The organism is Streptomyces flavidovirens DSM 40150, assembly GCF_000429085.1.
Lineage (GTDB): Bacteria > Actinomycetota > Actinomycetes > Streptomycetales > Streptomycetaceae > Streptomyces > Streptomyces flavidovirens.
In genome coordinates, this window is record NZ_AUBE01000012.1 from 88,902 (window position 1) to 104,653 (window position 15,752).

Below are 15,752 nucleotides of genomic sequence, written 5' to 3' on the forward strand. Positions count from 1 at the left end.
CGTACGCTCCGTAAGCCCTCGCTCCACAGTTTCAACAGCTGCAACGCGAGGCGACACACTCATCACTTCCCTGCTCCCGTGGGGTGGCTCAGCCAGAACGGGCAGCAGGAAGCACAGCAAGCAAGTGGGGAATTTGATGTCCACCGACGTCCGCACGTCCGCGCCCGCCGGCGCTCCTTCCAGCCCGGTTGTCACCTGGCTGCTCACCCTGGTGACCCTGGGTATCTACTGGCTCGTCTGGTACTACAAGGTCAACAAGCAGGTGAAGGCGATCGACCCGACCATTGAGGTCAAGCCCGGCATGGCGGTCGTTGCCGTCACCCTCGGCTCGTTGCTGATCATCCCGCCGTTCGTCTCGATCGTGAAGACCGGCTCCCGCATCGCCCAGGCACAGCGTGCCGCCGGCGTGACCTCCGACTACTGCTCCGGCATCGTCGGTCTGCTGCTCGCCTTCGTCCTCGGCCTGACCCCGCTCTACTACCAGAGCAAGCTCAACACGGTCTGGGCCGACCGCGCCTGATTTACCGCCACACACGCGGGTCTTACACGCGGGTAGGGGACGGAAGAGCGATTTGCTCTTCCGGCCCCTACCCGCTTCGCGTCCCCGCCGGACCGGCGAGCCAGAGACGATCCCGCCCCTTGTGGCCGGCGCGCCTTTGCCGAACGGCCGCGTGCCGTGGAACGCGAATGCGCCAGGGCCGGCGGCCGGTACGGTGTCCGGCTGCTCGTCGTCGCCACGCGTCCAGGCCCAGCCACATCACGCCAGTGGGCGAGCGGCACGACTCCGCTGGGCGTCTGCGGCGTGCGTCCGCGTCCGCCGCGAGCCGGCTCGGGCGGCCGCAATCCGCGCCGGGCGAGTCCGTAGCGGAAACAGGACCGGTCGCGCCGGTGGAGAGCCGCAAACGGTGGCGGCCACCGGATCGGCGTACCGCGCTTTTCGATCAGCGACTCCCGGCACTGTTCCGGCGAATTGATCGCGAATGATGATGTCGCGGCGGTGCCATATTCGGCCCCTTCGCCTATTGCGCCCCAGGTGCTCAATGCCGCTCAATGCTGCTCAAAGCCTGCCCGTTCCAGCCAGTCGGGCCATGGCCGAAAGGGCCTCTTATCGGTGTCGCCGGCATCTGCTTCAGTGAGGTCTGTTGCGCGCCCGACAAATTGGAGGAGGCTCCATGGCTGAAGTGAGAAAAGTGGTCAGGCCCGCGGTGACCGCGTCGTCCCGGCCCTGCGCGTTCGTATCGCCCGACAAGGGCAACGCTCCGACGATCACCCCGGTGCGGAAGGACGTACAGGCTGCCCCTGCCGCTGCTGAGCAGCGGAAACAGGACACGCCTGCCTGAGCCCCGACGCACCTCCTGGCCCCCGCCGGAGACGGCTGGGTCCTCTTACGCCGCAGGCGGGGCACACCACGCGCCCCGCCTGCGGTGGCCGATTGTTCCGATGCCTTGTCGGACGCTCCGATACGCAGGGAGAGGCCCGTCCATGCCGAATTCGATCTATCAGTCCTCGCTTTACGTCCGTACGCTGCGTTCTGCCGAAGATCGTGATTTCACCGCTTTCGGCGGCCGTCTCGGTACGTATGACGGAAGCGAACGCACCATGGCCTTCCATTCCCTGTACGGAAATGCACGGCTGGTCGACCGGGACATTGTAGAGCTGCTCAAGGACGCGGCGAACGGTATGACGCCGGAGCAGTTGCTGGAAAGGATCGACGAGGCTTCGCTTCGCGATCTCATCGAGGCGCGCTATCTGGTGGAGGCCGGCCGTGACGAGGCCGAGGAGATCAACGCGCTGCTGGAGAGCCGGCAGGCCGTGCTCAGCAGCGGGGTCTTCCACTCCTCCATCCAGCTCGTACTGACGAACGCCTGCAACTTCTCCTGTCAGGGCTGCTTCGCCTACAACTTCGACGGCGGTGTGGAGGAGCGGAACACCTCGGGCGAGACCGTGAAGCCCGGCCCCGTTCTCGTCGAGCTGCGCCGGTCGCGGCCGGACTCCGGGCCGACGCTGGCCAAAGGCGACTGGAACCACGGTTCCGACTCCGGGCGCAACCCGTCGATGCACATGTCCCTGGACGTGGCGGAGAAGACCGTCAAGGAGGCCATCGCCCTGCGCAAGGCCAATGGCGGCGGGCACCTGACCGTCTCCTTCTTCGGCGGTGAGCCGACGCTCGCGCGGGGCACCATCCTGCACGTACTGCGCACCTTCGGGGACAGTTACGACGGCGTCTCCCTCTCGTACGACCTGACGAGCAACGGCTCGCGCATCGACGACGAGCTGCTGGCCGCGCTGGCCCGCCACAAGGTGGACACCACCGTCTCCATCGACTACCTGGTGCCGGAGACGGGCGAGTTCCGGGGCGGACAGCAGCAGCGGACCGCCTGGCCCGTGGTGCGCAAGGCCATTGTGGACATGAAGGCCGCCGGGGTGCCGGTCAGCATCACCACCGTGCTGTCCCAGTTCACCTGGGACAAGTGGGGTACTCCGCTCATCGACTTCGTCGCCGAGGCCGGCCTGGACTCGCTCGATGTGATCGTGTCCTTCCAGGCCAAGGAGTTCTTCGACCGGCACAGTCCGCACGATGTGGCGCAGCGGCTGCTGCACGCGGTCGACTACGGCCGCGAGCGCGGCGTACAGCTCAGCGGGTACTGGTACCAGACGTTCCAGATGATCATCGACGAGCGCAAGTGGGCCGCGCAGGCCGACTACAAGACCTGCCCGGCGGTGGGCCGCCAGCTGTCCATCGAGCCGAACGGCAGCGTCTTCGCCTGCAAGGCCACCGCCCGCAAGCTCGGCACCATCGACGACTGGCAGGGCATCTTCGCCTCCGACGCCTACCAGGACTACGGCATGCGCGCGTACACCAACGGCCCCGGCTGCCAGGGCTGCGAGCTGCAGGGCACGTGCTCGGGCGGTTCGGCGGGGGCGCTGGAGGAGGAGAACGGGTCGATCCAGCTGATGTCTCCCGGCTACTGCGCCTACATGCGCGAAGTGGTCCAGGGGCTGCTGGAACGGCACCACGCCCAGACCGCCGCCTTCGCCTGACGCCCCCGAGAGAGAGCGGTACGGTTTCGTGGCAACGATCGGAATGCACTTCGGCCATGACGCGGGCGCCGCCCTGACCCAGGCGTCGGGTTACCACGTCATCGAAGCGGAACGGCGCCTGGGCCTGCGCCACGTGTGCGGCGGCAACGAGCAGTTCGCGCGGACCGCCGCCGACTGGCTGGCCGAGCTACGGGACAGAGCCGAGTCACCGGTGACCCGTGTGGCCGTGGCCGACTGGTACACGCCGGTGTGCCGCGTGCTGCCCCCGGCGCTGGTCGAGCTGGTCGGCAAGGACGCCTGGTGGGCGCGGCCCGGCGGAAACCTCCTCAACGCCGTAGTCCGCCCGGTGGACCTCGCCGGCTGGCCACTGGCGGAGTGTCTGGGGCAGGTCGAGCTGACCGTGGTACGCCACCACTACGCGCACGCCGCGCTCGCCTACTACACGTCGGGGGCCCGCAAAGCCCTGGTGATCGCCCTGGACGGCACCGGCAACTACGCCGAGAACGGCATGGTCTGCCTCGGCGAGGGCGACCGGCTGACCCCCGTGCTGTCCTTCACCAACCGGTCGTGCCCGCGCTTCGGCCTCGTCTACGAGGCCCTGGCCCGGCGCGTCCACGGCAGCCAGTTCGACACCGGCAAGCTGCTGGGACTGTCGGCGACGGGCGAACCGGACCCCGCGCTGCTCCCGGTACTGCGCGCCATGCTCGTACCCCAGGGGGCGCGAACCCGCTCACCGGACCTGTACGAGCCCCTGGACGAGGACATGCTGGCCGGGACGGCCCTGCGCTATGCCGACAGCTCGTGGGAGTACGACCCGGACAGCGGGGGCTACCTCGACGCCGGACTGGCGGATTCCTCGGACGACGATGTCGTGCACTCCTACGGCTCGGTGTTCCCCGACGAGATCCGTACCGCGGACGGCCGCCGGACCGAGGTGGGGAGCAGCCCCGGCGACCGCGTCTGCCGGGACCTGGCCGCAACGCTCCAGGCGGCCGTCGAACGCGACCTGGTGAACCTGGTCACCGGCATCAGCGCGCGCTTCCCCGGCTACTCCACGCTCTGCTACGCGGGCGGCTGCGCGCTCAACATCACCGCGAACAGCGCCCTGGTGGAGTCGGGACAGTTCACCCGGGTCCACATCCCCACGTGCTGCGACGATTCCGGTATCGCGCTCGGCGCCGCCCTGGCCGCCGCCGATCCCGCGCAGCGCCCGGCCCCGGCGGCCGGCCCGCCGGGGGCGCACCTGGTCTACGCGGGCGCCCCGTTGGCGGTCGCCGAGGACGGGGCGCGGAACTCGGCGCTGCGGGCGGGGCGCGCCGTACGGACCTGGGCCACAGCGGTGGCGTTCACCGAGGCGGTGGCGGAACTGCTGGCCGGCCGCGGGTGCGTGGCCTGGCTGGAGGGCGGCATGGAGACCGGGCCGCGCGCCCTCGGGCACCGTTCCTTGCTCGTCTCGGCGCACTGGTCCGGGGCGCGGCAGTACGTCTCTCAGACGATCAAGGGGCGGGAGTGGTTCCGCCCGGTCGCCCCGCTGTGTCCCGCGGAGGATGCCGAACGGTACTTCACCGGCCCCCTCGACCACACCGACACCATGCTGTTCGCCGTACGCGTCAAACTCGAACGGGCCGAGCTTCTCGGCGAGGTGCGGCACATCGACGGGACCGCGCGGCTCCAGACGGTACGGCCCGCCTCTCATCCCGCACTGCACGGGCTCTGCCGGGCCGTCGGCGCCCGTACCGGTCTGCCCGTGCTGATCAACACGAGCGCCAACGGCGGTGGCCGCCCCATCCTCAACCACCTCGATGACGCCCTGGAGCTGCTGGCCGGCACCGCACTGGACGCCGTCGTCCTGCCGGAACAGCGGCTGGTCATCGAGTGAGCCGAGTGAGCCGAGTGAGAACCCCGCGCGGGGAGTTGTTGTCCGAAAGCGAGCTGGTGAACCCCTCCACCGTATTCGACCATGTGAGGGCGCTTCACCCGTCGGAGGTGCGTCGGTGAACACAGTCCAGCTGAGGGACATACACAAATCGCTGAACCTGCGGGTGCTGTCCCCGCAGGACTGGGACCAATGGACCACCGAGGGTTATGTGGTGGTGCGGGAAACGGTGCCCGAGCGCAACGTCACCCGGCTCACCGAGGCACTGTGGGACTTCCAGGACATGCGGCCGGACGACCCGTCCACCTGGTCCTCCGCCCACACCGGCAACGAGCGGCTTCCCGGACACAGCGGCCTCGTCGAGATGTACAACCACCAGGCGCAGTGGGACAACCGGCAGACGCGGCGGGTCTACGACGCCTTCGTCGACATCTGGGACCGTACGGACCTGTGGGTGACGATCGACTTCGCCAACGTCAATCCGCCCAACCACGGCTCCCGCGCGTTCGCGGGTTTCGTCCACTGGGACGTGGACACCTCGGTCGATCCCCTCCCGGTGAGCTGCCAGGCGGTGCTGTCCCTGACCGAGGGCAACGAGGACATCGGCGGCTTCCAGTGCGTACCGGAGATCTTCACCGAGTGGGACACCTGGGTGAAGGGCCAGCCCGAGGACCGCGACCCCTATACCCCGGACATCACCGGCTACGGCATCACCACCCCCCGCGTGCATCCGGGCGACCTGATCATCTTCAACAGCCTGCTGCCACACGGGGTGCATCCGAACGTCTCCCGTGACCAGGTGCGGATGGCCCAGTACATCTCCATGGCCCCGGCCTGGGAAGAGAACGAGGCGCTGCGGGAGGCGCGTGTCCGGTTCTGGCGGGACCGTGTGCCACCGCACCCTCCGGAGGGCGGACTGCGCAAGGAGGAGCACACCCTGTACGGACCCGCCGAGCTGACCCCGCTCGGTGAACGGTTGCTGGGGCTGCGGAGCTGGCATGAGTGACCGGCGCCCCCAGCCCGTGCTGCCTGGGGCCCGCCGGCCTGTGCCCGTAGCCCGTCGGCACGCGGGGAGAGGGCTTGGCTAGCGCCACCCCTGGGACGTCCGCCGCCCGGCCGGGTCTCGGCGGGCCGTTTCGGTGGCTGTGGGTGTCCACCGCCGCGTCGAACGCGGGCGACGGCGTCACCCGCACACTGCTGCCCCTGCTGGTCGTCGCCAGCCACCCGGAGCCCGCGGCGGTGGCCGGGCTGACGGCGGTCAACATGCTGCCCTGGCTGCTGTTCGCCCTGCCCGCCGGGGTGCTGGTGGACCGTCTGGACCGCCGGCGCATCGTGCTGTGGAGCAATCTGCTGCGCGGCGCCGTGCTGCTGGGCGCGATGGCGGTACTCGCCGGAGACCGTCCACTCGCCGTCCTGTACGTGCTCGCGTTCGTCCTGGGCATTGCCGAGACCCTGGCCGACACCGCGGCGCCCGCGATGCTTCCGCGCATCGTCGGACAGCGGGATCTGGAGCGGGCCAACGGCCGGCTGTCCGCCGCGCAGATCGTTTTCAACGACATGGCGGGCCCGCCGGTCGCCGGCCTGCTGGTCGGCGTGGCCGCCACGGCGGCGCTGGCCACCGGCGGTGTGCTGTACGCCATGGCCGCCGTCCTGCTGCTGGGGCTGGTGACCGTGGAGCGGGACCGGGCCGGGCAGGCGACCAGCGGGCCCGCGGAGCCCGTACGCACGGGAATCCGGGCCGGGTTGCGCTTCGTCCTCGGCCACCGCACGCTCCGGCTGACGCTGGCGGCCAGCGCGCTGTACGGGCTCGTCTTCTCCGCCACCTTCTCCATGCTCGTACTGCTCAGCCACCGGACGCTGAAACTGGACGCCACCGGCTACGGGCTGCTGCTGACGGCCGGCTCCCTGGGCGCGGTGGGCGGCAGCTGGCTCGCGCCGAAACTGGCGGAGCGGCTGCCCGTGGTCCGGCTGGCCCGCTGGTGTCTGGTCGCCTCGGGACTCGCGTACGCTGCTCTGGGCCTGGCCCGCACTCCGGCGCAGGCCGCCGTCGCGCTGCTGTGCAACGGCGTGTTCATGATGGGTTGGAACATCCCCGTCATGTCCCTGCGGCAGCGGCTGACGCCCGAGGAGTTCCAGGGCCGCGTGATGAGCGTGTCCCGGCTCTGTGCCTGGGGCGCCATGCCCGTCGGTGCGAGCCTCGGCGGACTGCTGGCCGAGGCCCTGTCCGTACCGGCCGTCTTCGTCATCTGCGGTGGTGTCCTGGCCGCGGGTGCGCTGCTGCTGCTCGCGCCGCTGCGTGCGGACGGTTACGACGGCCCGGCTGTGCAGGCCGGGCCGCACCCACGGCAGAACTCCGATCCCTCGACGAAGGAGTGAACCTTGACCGCAGAGCCCTACGACACCGTGATCGTCGGAGGCGGACCCGCCGGCCTGAACGCCGCCCTCTACCTGGGCCGTTCATGCCGCCGCGTGCTGCTCGTCGACTCCGGTGACGCGCGCAACATGGCGGCCGGCGTCATGCACAACGTCCTCACCAATGACGGGGTGGACATCACCGACTTCCGCGCCAGGGCCCGAGCCGAACTGGGCGCGTACGACGTGGCGTTCCGGGACGACGAGGTGGTCTCGGTGGAGCCCGACGGTGATCACGTGGTGACGACCACCAAGGAGTCCGGCACCTTCCGCAGCCGCACCCTGCTCTACGCGGCCGGCGTGCGCTCCGAGCTGCCTCCGGTTCCGGGCCTGGCCGGTCTGTGGGGCACTTCGGTGTTCGAGTGTCCGTACTGCCACGCCTGGGAAGTACGCGGCACATCCTTCGGCGTGTACGGCGGTGTCGTCCCCGGTGAGTGCCTGGCGGCCACCCTGACCGTCTGGTCCGACTCCGTCACCTACCTGTCCGACCGCAGGGAGCTGCCCGAGGACGAGCGGGAGCGGCTGACGGCGGCGGGCATCCCCACCGTCACCGACAAGATCGCGCGGGTCTCGGCGCACCCGGAGGGAGTGGCCGTGGAGCTGGCGGACGGCCGGTCGCTGACCTTCGGCGCGCTGTTCCTCCACATGGACACCGAGCCGCGCGTGGAACCCCTGCGCCCCTGGCTGCGGAGCGACGACCTGGAGTCCGTACAGACCGACGAGCGCGGGCGCACCCGGCTCCCCCGACTTTACGTGGCGGGGGACCTCGGCAAGAACATGCAGCAGGCCGCCATGGCCGCGGCCAGTGGAGGTCTGGCGGCCATGGCCATCAACGCGGACCTCATACGGGAGGACCGCCCCGGTTCCCTCCCCGCTCCGCCGCCCGCTCCGGCGCCGTAACGCCCCCCGCGTCCACCGACCGGCACCAGGGACGGGAGACCCGCCACCGTGCAATCACCCCGAGCGCAACTCGCCCCGCAGATGGAGCACTACACCTTTGTCCTGGAGGACCAGCCGTACCTGGGCTTCTTCCAGTACGGCAACGAGAACACGCCGGTCTACAGCACCGACGAGCACGGTTTCCGCGTCACCCGTGGCCCGGGTGACGCGGCGGCGACCGTCTCGGGCGAACGGCCGCCCGGCCCGGTACGGCTGCTCGCGGGCAGCTCGGCGACGTTCGGCGTCGGGGCCACCGGCGACGCCGCCACCGTGCCCTCGCGGCTGTGGACGCGGCACGCGCCCCGGCTCCCCTGGCTCAACTTCTCGGGTCAGAGCCACAACTCCGCGCAGGAGCTGATGCTCCTCACCCTGTTCCGGCACCACCTGCCCGAGGTGGCGGACATCGTGCTGTTCTCCGGTGTCAACAACCTGGTGCTGAGCAGGCTGCCGACGGAGCAGCAGGGCCGTCACGGCGCGTTCTTCGAGTGCGGCGCCGCCCCCGACACCGTACCCACGCCCGAGGAACGGATCGACCGGGCCGCCGGTCTCACCGTGCGGCACCTCAGTACGTGGAAACTGCTCGCCACTGCCATGGGCGCACGACTGACGTTCGTGCTCCAGCCACTCGCCCCCTGGGTGCGGGACGAACCCACCCCGCAGGAGAAGCTGCTCTTCGACGAGCTGGACGACGTCTCCAACTTCCGCCGGCTGCACAACGACATCTCCACCATGGAGGTGGGCCGGAAGTACGCCGAGGTGATCGGCGCCGGGTGCGCCGGGCTGGACGTGCCCTTCCTGGACATGAACGCCGCGCTGGCGGAGGCGACCACGCCCGACGAGTGGCTGTTCATCGACCGGGTGCACTGCACCGACCTGGGCTACGACACCGTCGCCCGGCTGCTCGCCGGGCATCTCGACCTCACCTGAGGAGCCACCCATGTCCGTGATCCGGCGACTCCTGGGCAGGCTGCGGCGCCGGCCGCCCACCGCGGCCCGGCCGCCCGAGCGCTCCCGTACCCCTCGCCAGGACCACCAGGACCGCCGGTCGGGGCTGCGGCCCCAGTCCGAGGACGACGCGTCCATCTACCCGCTCTTCTGATCGCGGCCGCGGCCGCGGCCGTCGCCACTGGACCGAGGCGTACGAGGAACGGGAACGGGAGGGCACCGATGCCGGAACTGATCCTGGGCATCTCCGCGTACTACCACGACAGCGCGGCGGCCGTCGTGGCGGACGGCGTCCCGCTGGCCGCGGCCCAGGAGGAACGCTTCAGCCGCCGCCGTCACGACCCCCGCTTCCCGGCCGGGGCCGTCGACTACTGTCTCAGGGCCGCCGGGGCGAAGCTCGGCGACATCGCCGCCGTCGCCTTCTACGAGGACTCCGCCCTGAAGTTCCGGCGGGCCCTCGCCACCTGGCTGGCCACCGCGCCCCGCGGCTTTCCGGCGTTCCACGACGCCTTCCCGCAGTGGCTGGCCTGGAAGCGGAACGCCACCGGGGAGGTACGGCGCAACCTGCGGGCGCGGGCGGGCGACGGCGGCGCCCTGCCGCCCGTCGTGAGCGGGCGGCACCACGCCTCGCACGCGGCTTCCGCGTTCTACCCCAGCCCGTACGAGTCGGCGGCCGTACTGTGCGTCGACGGGGTCGGCGAGTGGGCGACGACCAGCATGTGGCACGGCCGGGGAACGCGGCTCAGCGCGCTGGGCGAGCTGCGCTTCCCGCACTCACTGGGCCTGTTGTACTCGGCGTTCACCTACTTCTGTGGCTTCAAGGTCGACTCCGGCGAGTACAAACTCATGGGGCTCGCGCCGTACGGGAAACCCCGCTACGCCCAGCTCATCCGCGAACGGCTCATCGACATCAAGCCGGACGGCTCGTTCCGCCTCGATCTGCGGCACTTCAGCTATGTGTACGGCCGGGTCATGACCGGACGCGGCTTCGAGGAGCTGTTCGACGGGCCGCGCCGGGAGCCCGAGGGCCCGCTCACCGAGCGCGAGTTCGACCTCGCGGCCTCCGTCCAGCAGGTCACCGAAGAGGTGATGCTGCGGCTCGCCAGGACGGTGTGCGAGCGCACCGGGGAACGGCGCCTGTGCCTGGCCGGCGGGGTGGCCCTCAACTGCGTGGCCAACGGCAGGATCGTGGCGGAGGGCCTCTGCGACGAGGTGTGGGTCCAGCCCGCGGCCGGTGACGCGGGCGGCGCACTGGGCGCCGCCCTGGCCGAGTCCCACCGGCGCGGTGCGCCTCGCGCGCACGTCGGCCGGCGCACCGACGCCATGTCGGGAGCGCTGCTCGGGCCCGCTTACGCCGCCGAGGAGATCGCGGGGTTCCTCGACCGCCACGGCGTCCCGTACACCCGCCTGTCCGGGGACCGGCTGGCCCGGCGGGTGGCGGCGGAGATCGCCGCCGGGCGGATCGTCGGCTGGTTCCAGGGCCGCATGGAGTTCGGCCCGCGGGCGCTGGGGGCCCGTTCGATCCTCGCCGACCCGCGCGATCCCGGCATGCAGTCCACGCTGAACCTCAGGATCAAGTTCCGGGAGTCCTTCCGCCCCTTCGCCCCCGCGGTGCTCAGCGAGGACGCCGCGCGGTGGTTCGACCTCCGCCAGGAGAGCCCGTACATGCTGCTGACCGCTCAGGTCGCGGCCGAACAGTGCCGTGACGGTGACGGTGACGGCGACGGCGACGGCGCTGACGCCGGCGCGGGCGATGACCTGACGGGGCTCGGCCTGCTCCGGGTCCGGAGGTCCACGATTCCGGCGGTCACCCACGTCGACCGGTCCTCCCGCGTGCAGACGGTGGGCCCGCACGACAACCCGCCCTTCCGCCGGCTCCTCACCGCCTTCCGGGACCTGACCGGCTGCCCCCTGCTGGTCAACACCTCGTTCAACGTCCGTGGCGAGCCCATCGTCAACACGCCCCAGGAGGCGTACACATGCTTCATGCGCACCGGGATCGACCTGCTGGTACTCGGCGACTTCCTCCTGGAGAAGCAGGACCAGCCGCCGTGGCGGGACAAGGAGGACGACTGGCGTGACGCGATCCCGATGGACTGACCTCGCGCGCCGGCCGGCGCTCGCCGCCCTCTACTTCCTCGTACTCACGCCCATCGGCCTGTGCGTACGACGGATCCGCGACCCCCTGCGACGCTCCTGGCACGCCTGCGCCACCACGTACTGGGACCACCCCTGAACCTGCCCCGGCCCCGGGGGGGGACCGGGTGCCGGCCGGCCCGCGCGGAGGCGCGGTCAGGCCGATCCGCGGCGTACCAGCTCGGTGGGGAGGATGACGGCGGAAGGTTCCTCCCCCGCGATCCGGGCGAGCAGCATCCGTACCATTTCGGTGCTGATCCGGTCCCACGGCTGACGGACCGTGGTGAGGCCGGGCCGCGTCGACAGGGCGGCCGGCGAGTCGTCGAAGCCGCCCACCGCCACATCTTCCGGCACCCGGCGCCCGCCCCGGCTCAGGGTGTCGAGTACCCCTTGGGCCATCAGGTCCGATGCCACGAACACCGCGTCCATGTCGGGCGCCCGTTCGAGGAGCAGTTCGGCTGCCGCCTCGCCGCTCGCCCGGCTGTAGTCGCCCGGCACGATGAGCGACTCGTCGACGGGCAGACCGCATTCGGCCAGTACGTCGCGGTAGCCGGCGAGCCGCTCGACACCGCCGGGAGTGTCCGCGGGGCCGGTCACCGTGGCGATGCGGCGGCGCCCCGAATCGTGGAGGTAGCGCACCATCGACCGGGCGCCGTCCCGGTCGTCCGCCGCGACGTAACTGACCCGCGCACGCTGCCCGAGCGGCTTGCCGCAGGCGACCACGGGGACGCTCGCCGCGTCGAGTTCGCTCACGACCGGGTCTCCGGAGTGGCTGGAGACGAGCAGTACGCCGTCGACGTGCCCGCCTTCGATGTAGCGCAGGTTGCGCCGTCGCTCGGCCTCGGTTCCCGCGATCATGAGCAGCAACGGGATGTCCCGGGCGGCGAGCGCCTGTGTGCAGGCCCGCAGCAGCACATTGAAGTTGGGGTCCTCGAAGAAGCGCTCCTGTGGTTCGGTCAGCAGGAACGCCACCGAGTCGGACTTGCCGGTGATCAGCGAGCGGGCGTGCCGGTTGACGACGTAACCCGTCTTGCGGATGGCGGCGTTGACGGCCGCCTGCGCCGCCGGGCTGACATAGTGCCCGCCGTTGAGTACGCGCGAGACGGTGCCGCGCGAGACGCCCGCCTCACGCGCCACGTCGTGGATCGTCACCGATCGCCGCTTGCCGTCTGTACCGCGGATCATGAATTTTTCCCCTCGTTCCCTGCGGTCAGGACTTTACGGCTCCGGAGAGCAGGTCGAGGCTCCAGAACCGTTGGACGACGAGGAACAGGGCAATGAGCGGAACGATGGCCAGCAGGGCGCCGGTGATCACCAGCGTGTAGAGGGCCGGGGTGTTCGAGCCCTGGGAGAGCAGGGTGAACAGTCCCACCGTCATGGGGAACTTCTCGTCGTCGCCGAGCATGATGAACGGCAGCAGGAAGTTGTTCCAGATCGCGACGAACTGGAAGAGGAAGATCGTCACCAGGCCGGGCGACATCATCGGGACGGCGATCCGCAGGAAGATCCGCCATTCGCCGGCGCCGTCCACCCGGCCCGCCTCGACGAGTTCCGTGGGGATCGCGGCCCCGGCGTAGATCCTGCCGAGGTAGACACCGTACGGGGAAAGGATCAGCGGCAGCAGTACGGACAGGTACGAGTCCGTCATGCCGGCCTTGGCCATCAGCAGGTACTGGGGGATGGCGAGGATGACCGGGGGCATGAGTACGCCCGCCAGGATCACGTTGAACACGGCTTCCCGGCCGCGGAAGCGGTAGAGGGCCAGCGCGTAGCCCGAGAGGGCGGAGACGATCGTGGACAGCAGGGCGCCGAGGCCCGCGTAGAGGGCGGAGTTGGCCATCCAGCGCCAGTAGATGCCGTCGCGGTACGCGCCCAGGTCCGCGAGGTTGTCGGCGAAGCCGGTGCCGGGCAGGAAGGTGAAGGTGGAGAACAGCTCCGTGCCGGACTTGGTCGAGGCCACCAGCACCCAGGCGACGGGCAGCAGGCAGTAGAGGGCGCCGAGCAGCAGGGCCGCCGTGGGCAGGAGGGCGGTCCGGCGGGGACCCGGCGGGCCCTGGGAGGTGCCGGGCGTGGTGCCGGGCGCCGGGGCCGCCTTGAGGAGCGTGCTCATCGGTTTCCTCGGTGCTTCGTAAGGGAGTTGGAGACCTTCAGCAGGGCGAAGGAGAGGACGAAGGAGGCGGCGGCGAGGACGACTGCGGTGGCCGAGGCGGCGTACACGTTTCCGCCCAGGAAGGCGTCGTTGTAGACCTTCATCAGCGGGCTCCAGGTGGTCGGGATGCTGTTGGTCAGCGGCCTGAGCGTTGTCGGCTCGCCGAAGACCTGGAGTGTGGCGATCACCGAGAAGAAGAAGGTCAGCACCAGGGAGGGCGCCACCATGGGGATTTTGATACGCAGGGCGATCTGTACGGGCGTCGCGCCGTCGAGCCTGGCCGCCTCGTAGACCTCGACGGGAATGGAGCGCAGCGAGGTGTAGATCACGATCATGTTGAAGCCGGTGCCGCCCCAGACGGCGATGTTGGCGAGGGACGCGAAGAGCGGTCCGCCGTCGAGCAGGTCCGGCTGCGGAAGCCCCAGCTTGCCGAGGAGGTGGTGGAAGGGGCTGACGTCCGGCAGGTAGAGGAAGCCCCAGAGCAGGGCGGCGATCACGCCGGGGATGGCGTACGGGAGGAAGATCGCGAGCCGGGAGAAGGAGCGGGCGCGGACCCGCTCGGTGTCCAGGAGCAGGGCGAACAGCAGCGCCAGGCCGAGCATGACGGGGACGACGATCGCGCCGTAACCGAACACCCGCAGGGCGGCGTGGCCGAGTTCGGGGTCCGTGAGAGCGGCGGTGTAGTTCTGCAGGCCCGCCCATACCTCGGCACGGGCGCCCTTGCCGAGTCCCAGGCCCCGCACCTCGGCCTTGTGGAGGCTGAGCCAGAGCGCGTACCCGATGGGCAGGGCGAAGAAGAGCGCGAAGAGGACGGCGGCCGGGAGGAGGAAGCCGTACGGGGCCGCCTTGGCCCCGTACGGCTTGCCGCGACCGCGCGCCTTGCGGCGGGTGGCGGTCATGGTCACGGAGCGACCTCGAAGCCCTGCTTCTTCAGGTCCGCGACGGTGGCGTCCCGCATGGCGGTGAGGGCCGCGCCGAAGCCCGACCTGGTCTTGGCGGCGTGGGCGAACTTGTCCTTGAAGGCGGTGTAGGCGACGTTGACGTTGGGGCCCCAGGAGGCGGGGGCGGTGGTCTTCGCTATGGCGGCGGCGCGCATGTAGAAGTCGGGCTGGTTGGCGAAGAAGTCGGGGGCCTCGGCCAGTGCGCCGCTGGTCTGGGCGGCGGTGGCGGCCGGGTAGATGCCGCTCTCCTTGACCAGCGCGGCCAGCGCCTGCGGGTCGGTGTTCAGCCAGGTCGCGAACTTCGCGGCGGCCGCCTTGTGCCGGGAGTCGGTGGTGACCGCGGTGGTGGAGCCGCCCCAGCTGCCGGTGGCGTTGTCACCCTTGGTCCACTGCGGGAGCGGCGCCATCGCCCACTTGCCCTTGGTTTCGGGCGCGGCGGTGGTCAGGGTGCCGGGCGCCCAGACGGCGCTCACCCAGGCGATCTGCTTGCCGGTGTTCAGGGCCTTGTTCCAGGCGGGGGTGTACATCGGCTGGTTGTCGACGGCGCCCTCCTTGACGAGACCGCCCCAGAAGTCGGCGACCTTGCGGGTCGCCGGGTCGTCGATGCCGACCTTCCACTTGTCGCCGTCGACGGTCCACCACTGGGCGCCGGCCTGCTGGGCGAGCCCGGCGAACAGGCCCGAGTCGTTGGAGGAGAAGGTGGTCAGCGCCTTGTCCGGGGCCTTCTTCTTCAGCGCGCGGGCGGTCTTGGCGAAGTCGTCCCAGGTGGTGGGGGCGCTGAGTCCGTACTGCTTGAACAGGTCTTCCCGGTAGTAGAACATCATCGGCCCGGAGTCCTGCGGCACCGCGTAGACGGCGTCGGTACCGAGGGTGGTCTGCTGCCAGACGCCCGGCGCGAACTCCTTCTCCGTGTCGCCGATTTCCCTGGAGATGTCGGCGAGGGCGTCGTTGCTGACGAGCGTCGGCAGCGCCTGGTACTCGGCCTGGACGAGGTCGGGGGCCTGGTGGGCCTTGGACGCGGTGATGATCTTGGCTACCAGGTCGTCACCGGCCGCCTGCTTCTTCACGGTGACCTTGATGTCCGGGTTCTTCTTGTTCCAGAGGTCTGCCACCTTGTCCATGCCGGGCGCCCAGGCCCAGTACGTCAGCGAGACGGGCCCGGAATCGGCCTGATCGTCACCGCCGGACGATCCGCAGGCGGTGAGCGCGGTCGCGCCGAGTGCGACAGCGGTGGCGGTGGCCGCGAGGCGGCGGTGGAGCGTGTGGGACATGGGGCAACTCTTCCTGACCGAAGGGACCTCCCTGTTCATCG

15 protein-coding genes are annotated in these 15,752 nt (G+C 70.4%); 11 read left to right on the forward strand and 4 right to left on the reverse strand.

What is annotated here, in order from left to right; genetic code table 11:
- Positions 1-136: 136 nt before the first annotated feature.
- The 11 genes from G412_RS35035 (at position 137) to G412_RS40205 (ending at position 11,450) form a co-directional block, all read left to right on the forward strand.
- On the forward strand, positions 137-520 hold the full coding sequence (locus G412_RS35035; RefSeq protein WP_051338445.1) for a DUF4234 domain-containing protein: 384 nt from the start codon (positions 137-139) through the stop codon (positions 518-520).
- A 652-nt stretch (positions 521-1,172) separates the two neighbouring features.
- A complete protein-coding gene (locus G412_RS39725) occupies positions 1,173-1,340 on the forward strand; it encodes a hypothetical protein (protein WP_157839129.1) in 168 nt (55 codons plus the stop codon).
- Between the two features lie 142 nt (positions 1,341-1,482).
- Positions 1,483-3,042: a radical SAM/SPASM domain-containing protein gene (locus G412_RS0118110; RefSeq protein WP_028813310.1), complete on the forward strand. Its 1,560-nt coding sequence runs from the start codon at positions 1,483-1,485 to the stop codon at positions 3,040-3,042.
- A 28-nt stretch (positions 3,043-3,070) separates the two neighbouring features.
- Positions 3,071-4,921 (forward strand): carbamoyltransferase C-terminal domain-containing protein, encoded by a 1,851-nt coding sequence (locus tag G412_RS0118115; protein WP_244283092.1) that lies wholly within the window; start codon positions 3,071-3,073, stop codon positions 4,919-4,921.
- Between the two features lie 115 nt (positions 4,922-5,036).
- Positions 5,037-5,924 (forward strand): phytanoyl-CoA dioxygenase family protein, encoded by an 888-nt coding sequence (locus tag G412_RS0118120; protein WP_208857901.1) that lies wholly within the window; start codon positions 5,037-5,039, stop codon positions 5,922-5,924.
- 74 nt (positions 5,925-5,998) lie between these two features.
- Complete coding sequence (locus tag G412_RS35045) at positions 5,999-7,294, forward strand: MFS transporter (RefSeq protein ID WP_051338446.1); 1,296 nt, start codon at positions 5,999-6,001, stop codon at positions 7,292-7,294.
- A 3-nt stretch (positions 7,295-7,297) separates the two neighbouring features.
- Positions 7,298-8,230 carry an NAD(P)/FAD-dependent oxidoreductase gene (locus G412_RS0118130; protein ID WP_028813313.1) on the forward strand — a complete coding sequence of 311 codons (933 nt, stop codon included), beginning with the start codon at positions 7,298-7,300 and terminating at the stop codon, positions 8,228-8,230.
- A gap of 48 nt (positions 8,231-8,278) precedes the next feature.
- Positions 8,279-9,196, forward strand: coding sequence for an SGNH/GDSL hydrolase family protein (locus G412_RS0118135; protein WP_028813314.1), 918 nt, complete (start codon positions 8,279-8,281; stop codon positions 9,194-9,196).
- Positions 9,197-9,206: 10 nt separating this feature from the next.
- A complete protein-coding gene (locus G412_RS39730; protein ID WP_157839130.1) occupies positions 9,207-9,368 on the forward strand; it encodes a hypothetical protein in 162 nt (53 codons plus the stop codon).
- Positions 9,369-9,436: 68 nt separating this feature from the next.
- Positions 9,437-11,314 (forward strand): carbamoyltransferase family protein, encoded by a 1,878-nt coding sequence (locus G412_RS0118145; RefSeq protein ID WP_028813315.1) that lies wholly within the window; start codon positions 9,437-9,439, stop codon positions 11,312-11,314.
- Positions 11,292-11,450 (forward strand): hypothetical protein, encoded by a 159-nt coding sequence (locus G412_RS40205; RefSeq protein WP_167546472.1) that lies wholly within the window; start codon positions 11,292-11,294, stop codon positions 11,448-11,450. The genes G412_RS0118145 and G412_RS40205 overlap by 23 nt, the downstream gene beginning before the upstream one ends.
- A 56-nt stretch (positions 11,451-11,506) precedes the next feature.
- Here the strand turns inward: G412_RS40205 and G412_RS0118155 are convergent, their stop codons facing one another.
- The 4 genes from G412_RS0118155 to G412_RS0118170 are packed head-to-tail and all read right to left on the reverse strand — an operon-like array spanning position 11,507 to position 15,711.
- Positions 11,507-12,535 (reverse strand): LacI family DNA-binding transcriptional regulator, encoded by a 1,029-nt coding sequence (locus G412_RS0118155; RefSeq protein ID WP_028813316.1) that lies wholly within the window; start codon positions 12,533-12,535, stop codon positions 11,507-11,509.
- A 25-nt stretch (positions 12,536-12,560) separates the two neighbouring features.
- Positions 12,561-13,460 (reverse strand): carbohydrate ABC transporter permease, encoded by a 900-nt coding sequence (locus G412_RS0118160; protein ID WP_028813317.1) that lies wholly within the window; start codon positions 13,458-13,460, stop codon positions 12,561-12,563.
- Positions 13,457-14,398: a carbohydrate ABC transporter permease gene (locus tag G412_RS0118165; RefSeq protein ID WP_028813318.1), complete on the reverse strand. Its 942-nt coding sequence runs from the start codon at positions 14,396-14,398 to the stop codon at positions 13,457-13,459. The genes G412_RS0118160 and G412_RS0118165 overlap by 4 nt, the downstream gene beginning before the upstream one ends.
- A 2-nt stretch (positions 14,399-14,400) precedes the next feature.
- Positions 14,401-15,711 (reverse strand): ABC transporter substrate-binding protein, encoded by a 1,311-nt coding sequence (locus G412_RS0118170; protein ID WP_028813319.1) that lies wholly within the window; start codon positions 15,709-15,711, stop codon positions 14,401-14,403.
- Positions 15,712-15,752: the final 41 nt, after the last annotated feature.

What these genes read in the sequence shown, in the direction of transcription:
- G412_RS35035 (WP_051338445.1), top strand. Translation starts at nt 137, where the DNA reads ATGTCCACCGACGTCCGCACGTCCGCGCCCGCCGGCGCTCCTTCCAGC.
- G412_RS39725 (WP_157839129.1), top strand. Translation starts at nt 1,173, where the DNA reads ATGGCTGAAGTGAGAAAAGTGGTCAGGCCCGCGGTGACCGCGTCGTCC.
- G412_RS0118110 (WP_028813310.1), top strand. Translation starts at nt 1,483, where the DNA reads ATGCCGAATTCGATCTATCAGTCCTCGCTTTACGTCCGTACGCTGCGT.
- G412_RS39730 (WP_157839130.1), top strand. Translation starts at nt 9,207, where the DNA reads ATGTCCGTGATCCGGCGACTCCTGGGCAGGCTGCGGCGCCGGCCGCCC.
- G412_RS0118145 (WP_028813315.1), top strand. Translation starts at nt 9,437, where the DNA reads ATGCCGGAACTGATCCTGGGCATCTCCGCGTACTACCACGACAGCGCG.
- G412_RS0118155 (WP_028813316.1), bottom strand. Translation starts at nt 12,535, where the DNA reads ATGATCCGCGGTACAGACGGCAAGCGGCGATCGGTGACGATCCACGAC.
- G412_RS0118160 (WP_028813317.1), bottom strand. Translation starts at nt 13,460, where the DNA reads ATGAGCACGCTCCTCAAGGCGGCCCCGGCGCCCGGCACCACGCCCGGC.
- G412_RS0118165 (WP_028813318.1), bottom strand. Translation starts at nt 14,398, where the DNA reads ATGACCGCCACCCGCCGCAAGGCGCGCGGTCGCGGCAAGCCGTACGGG.
- G412_RS0118170 (WP_028813319.1), bottom strand. Translation starts at nt 15,711, where the DNA reads ATGTCCCACACGCTCCACCGCCGCCTCGCGGCCACCGCCACCGCTGTC.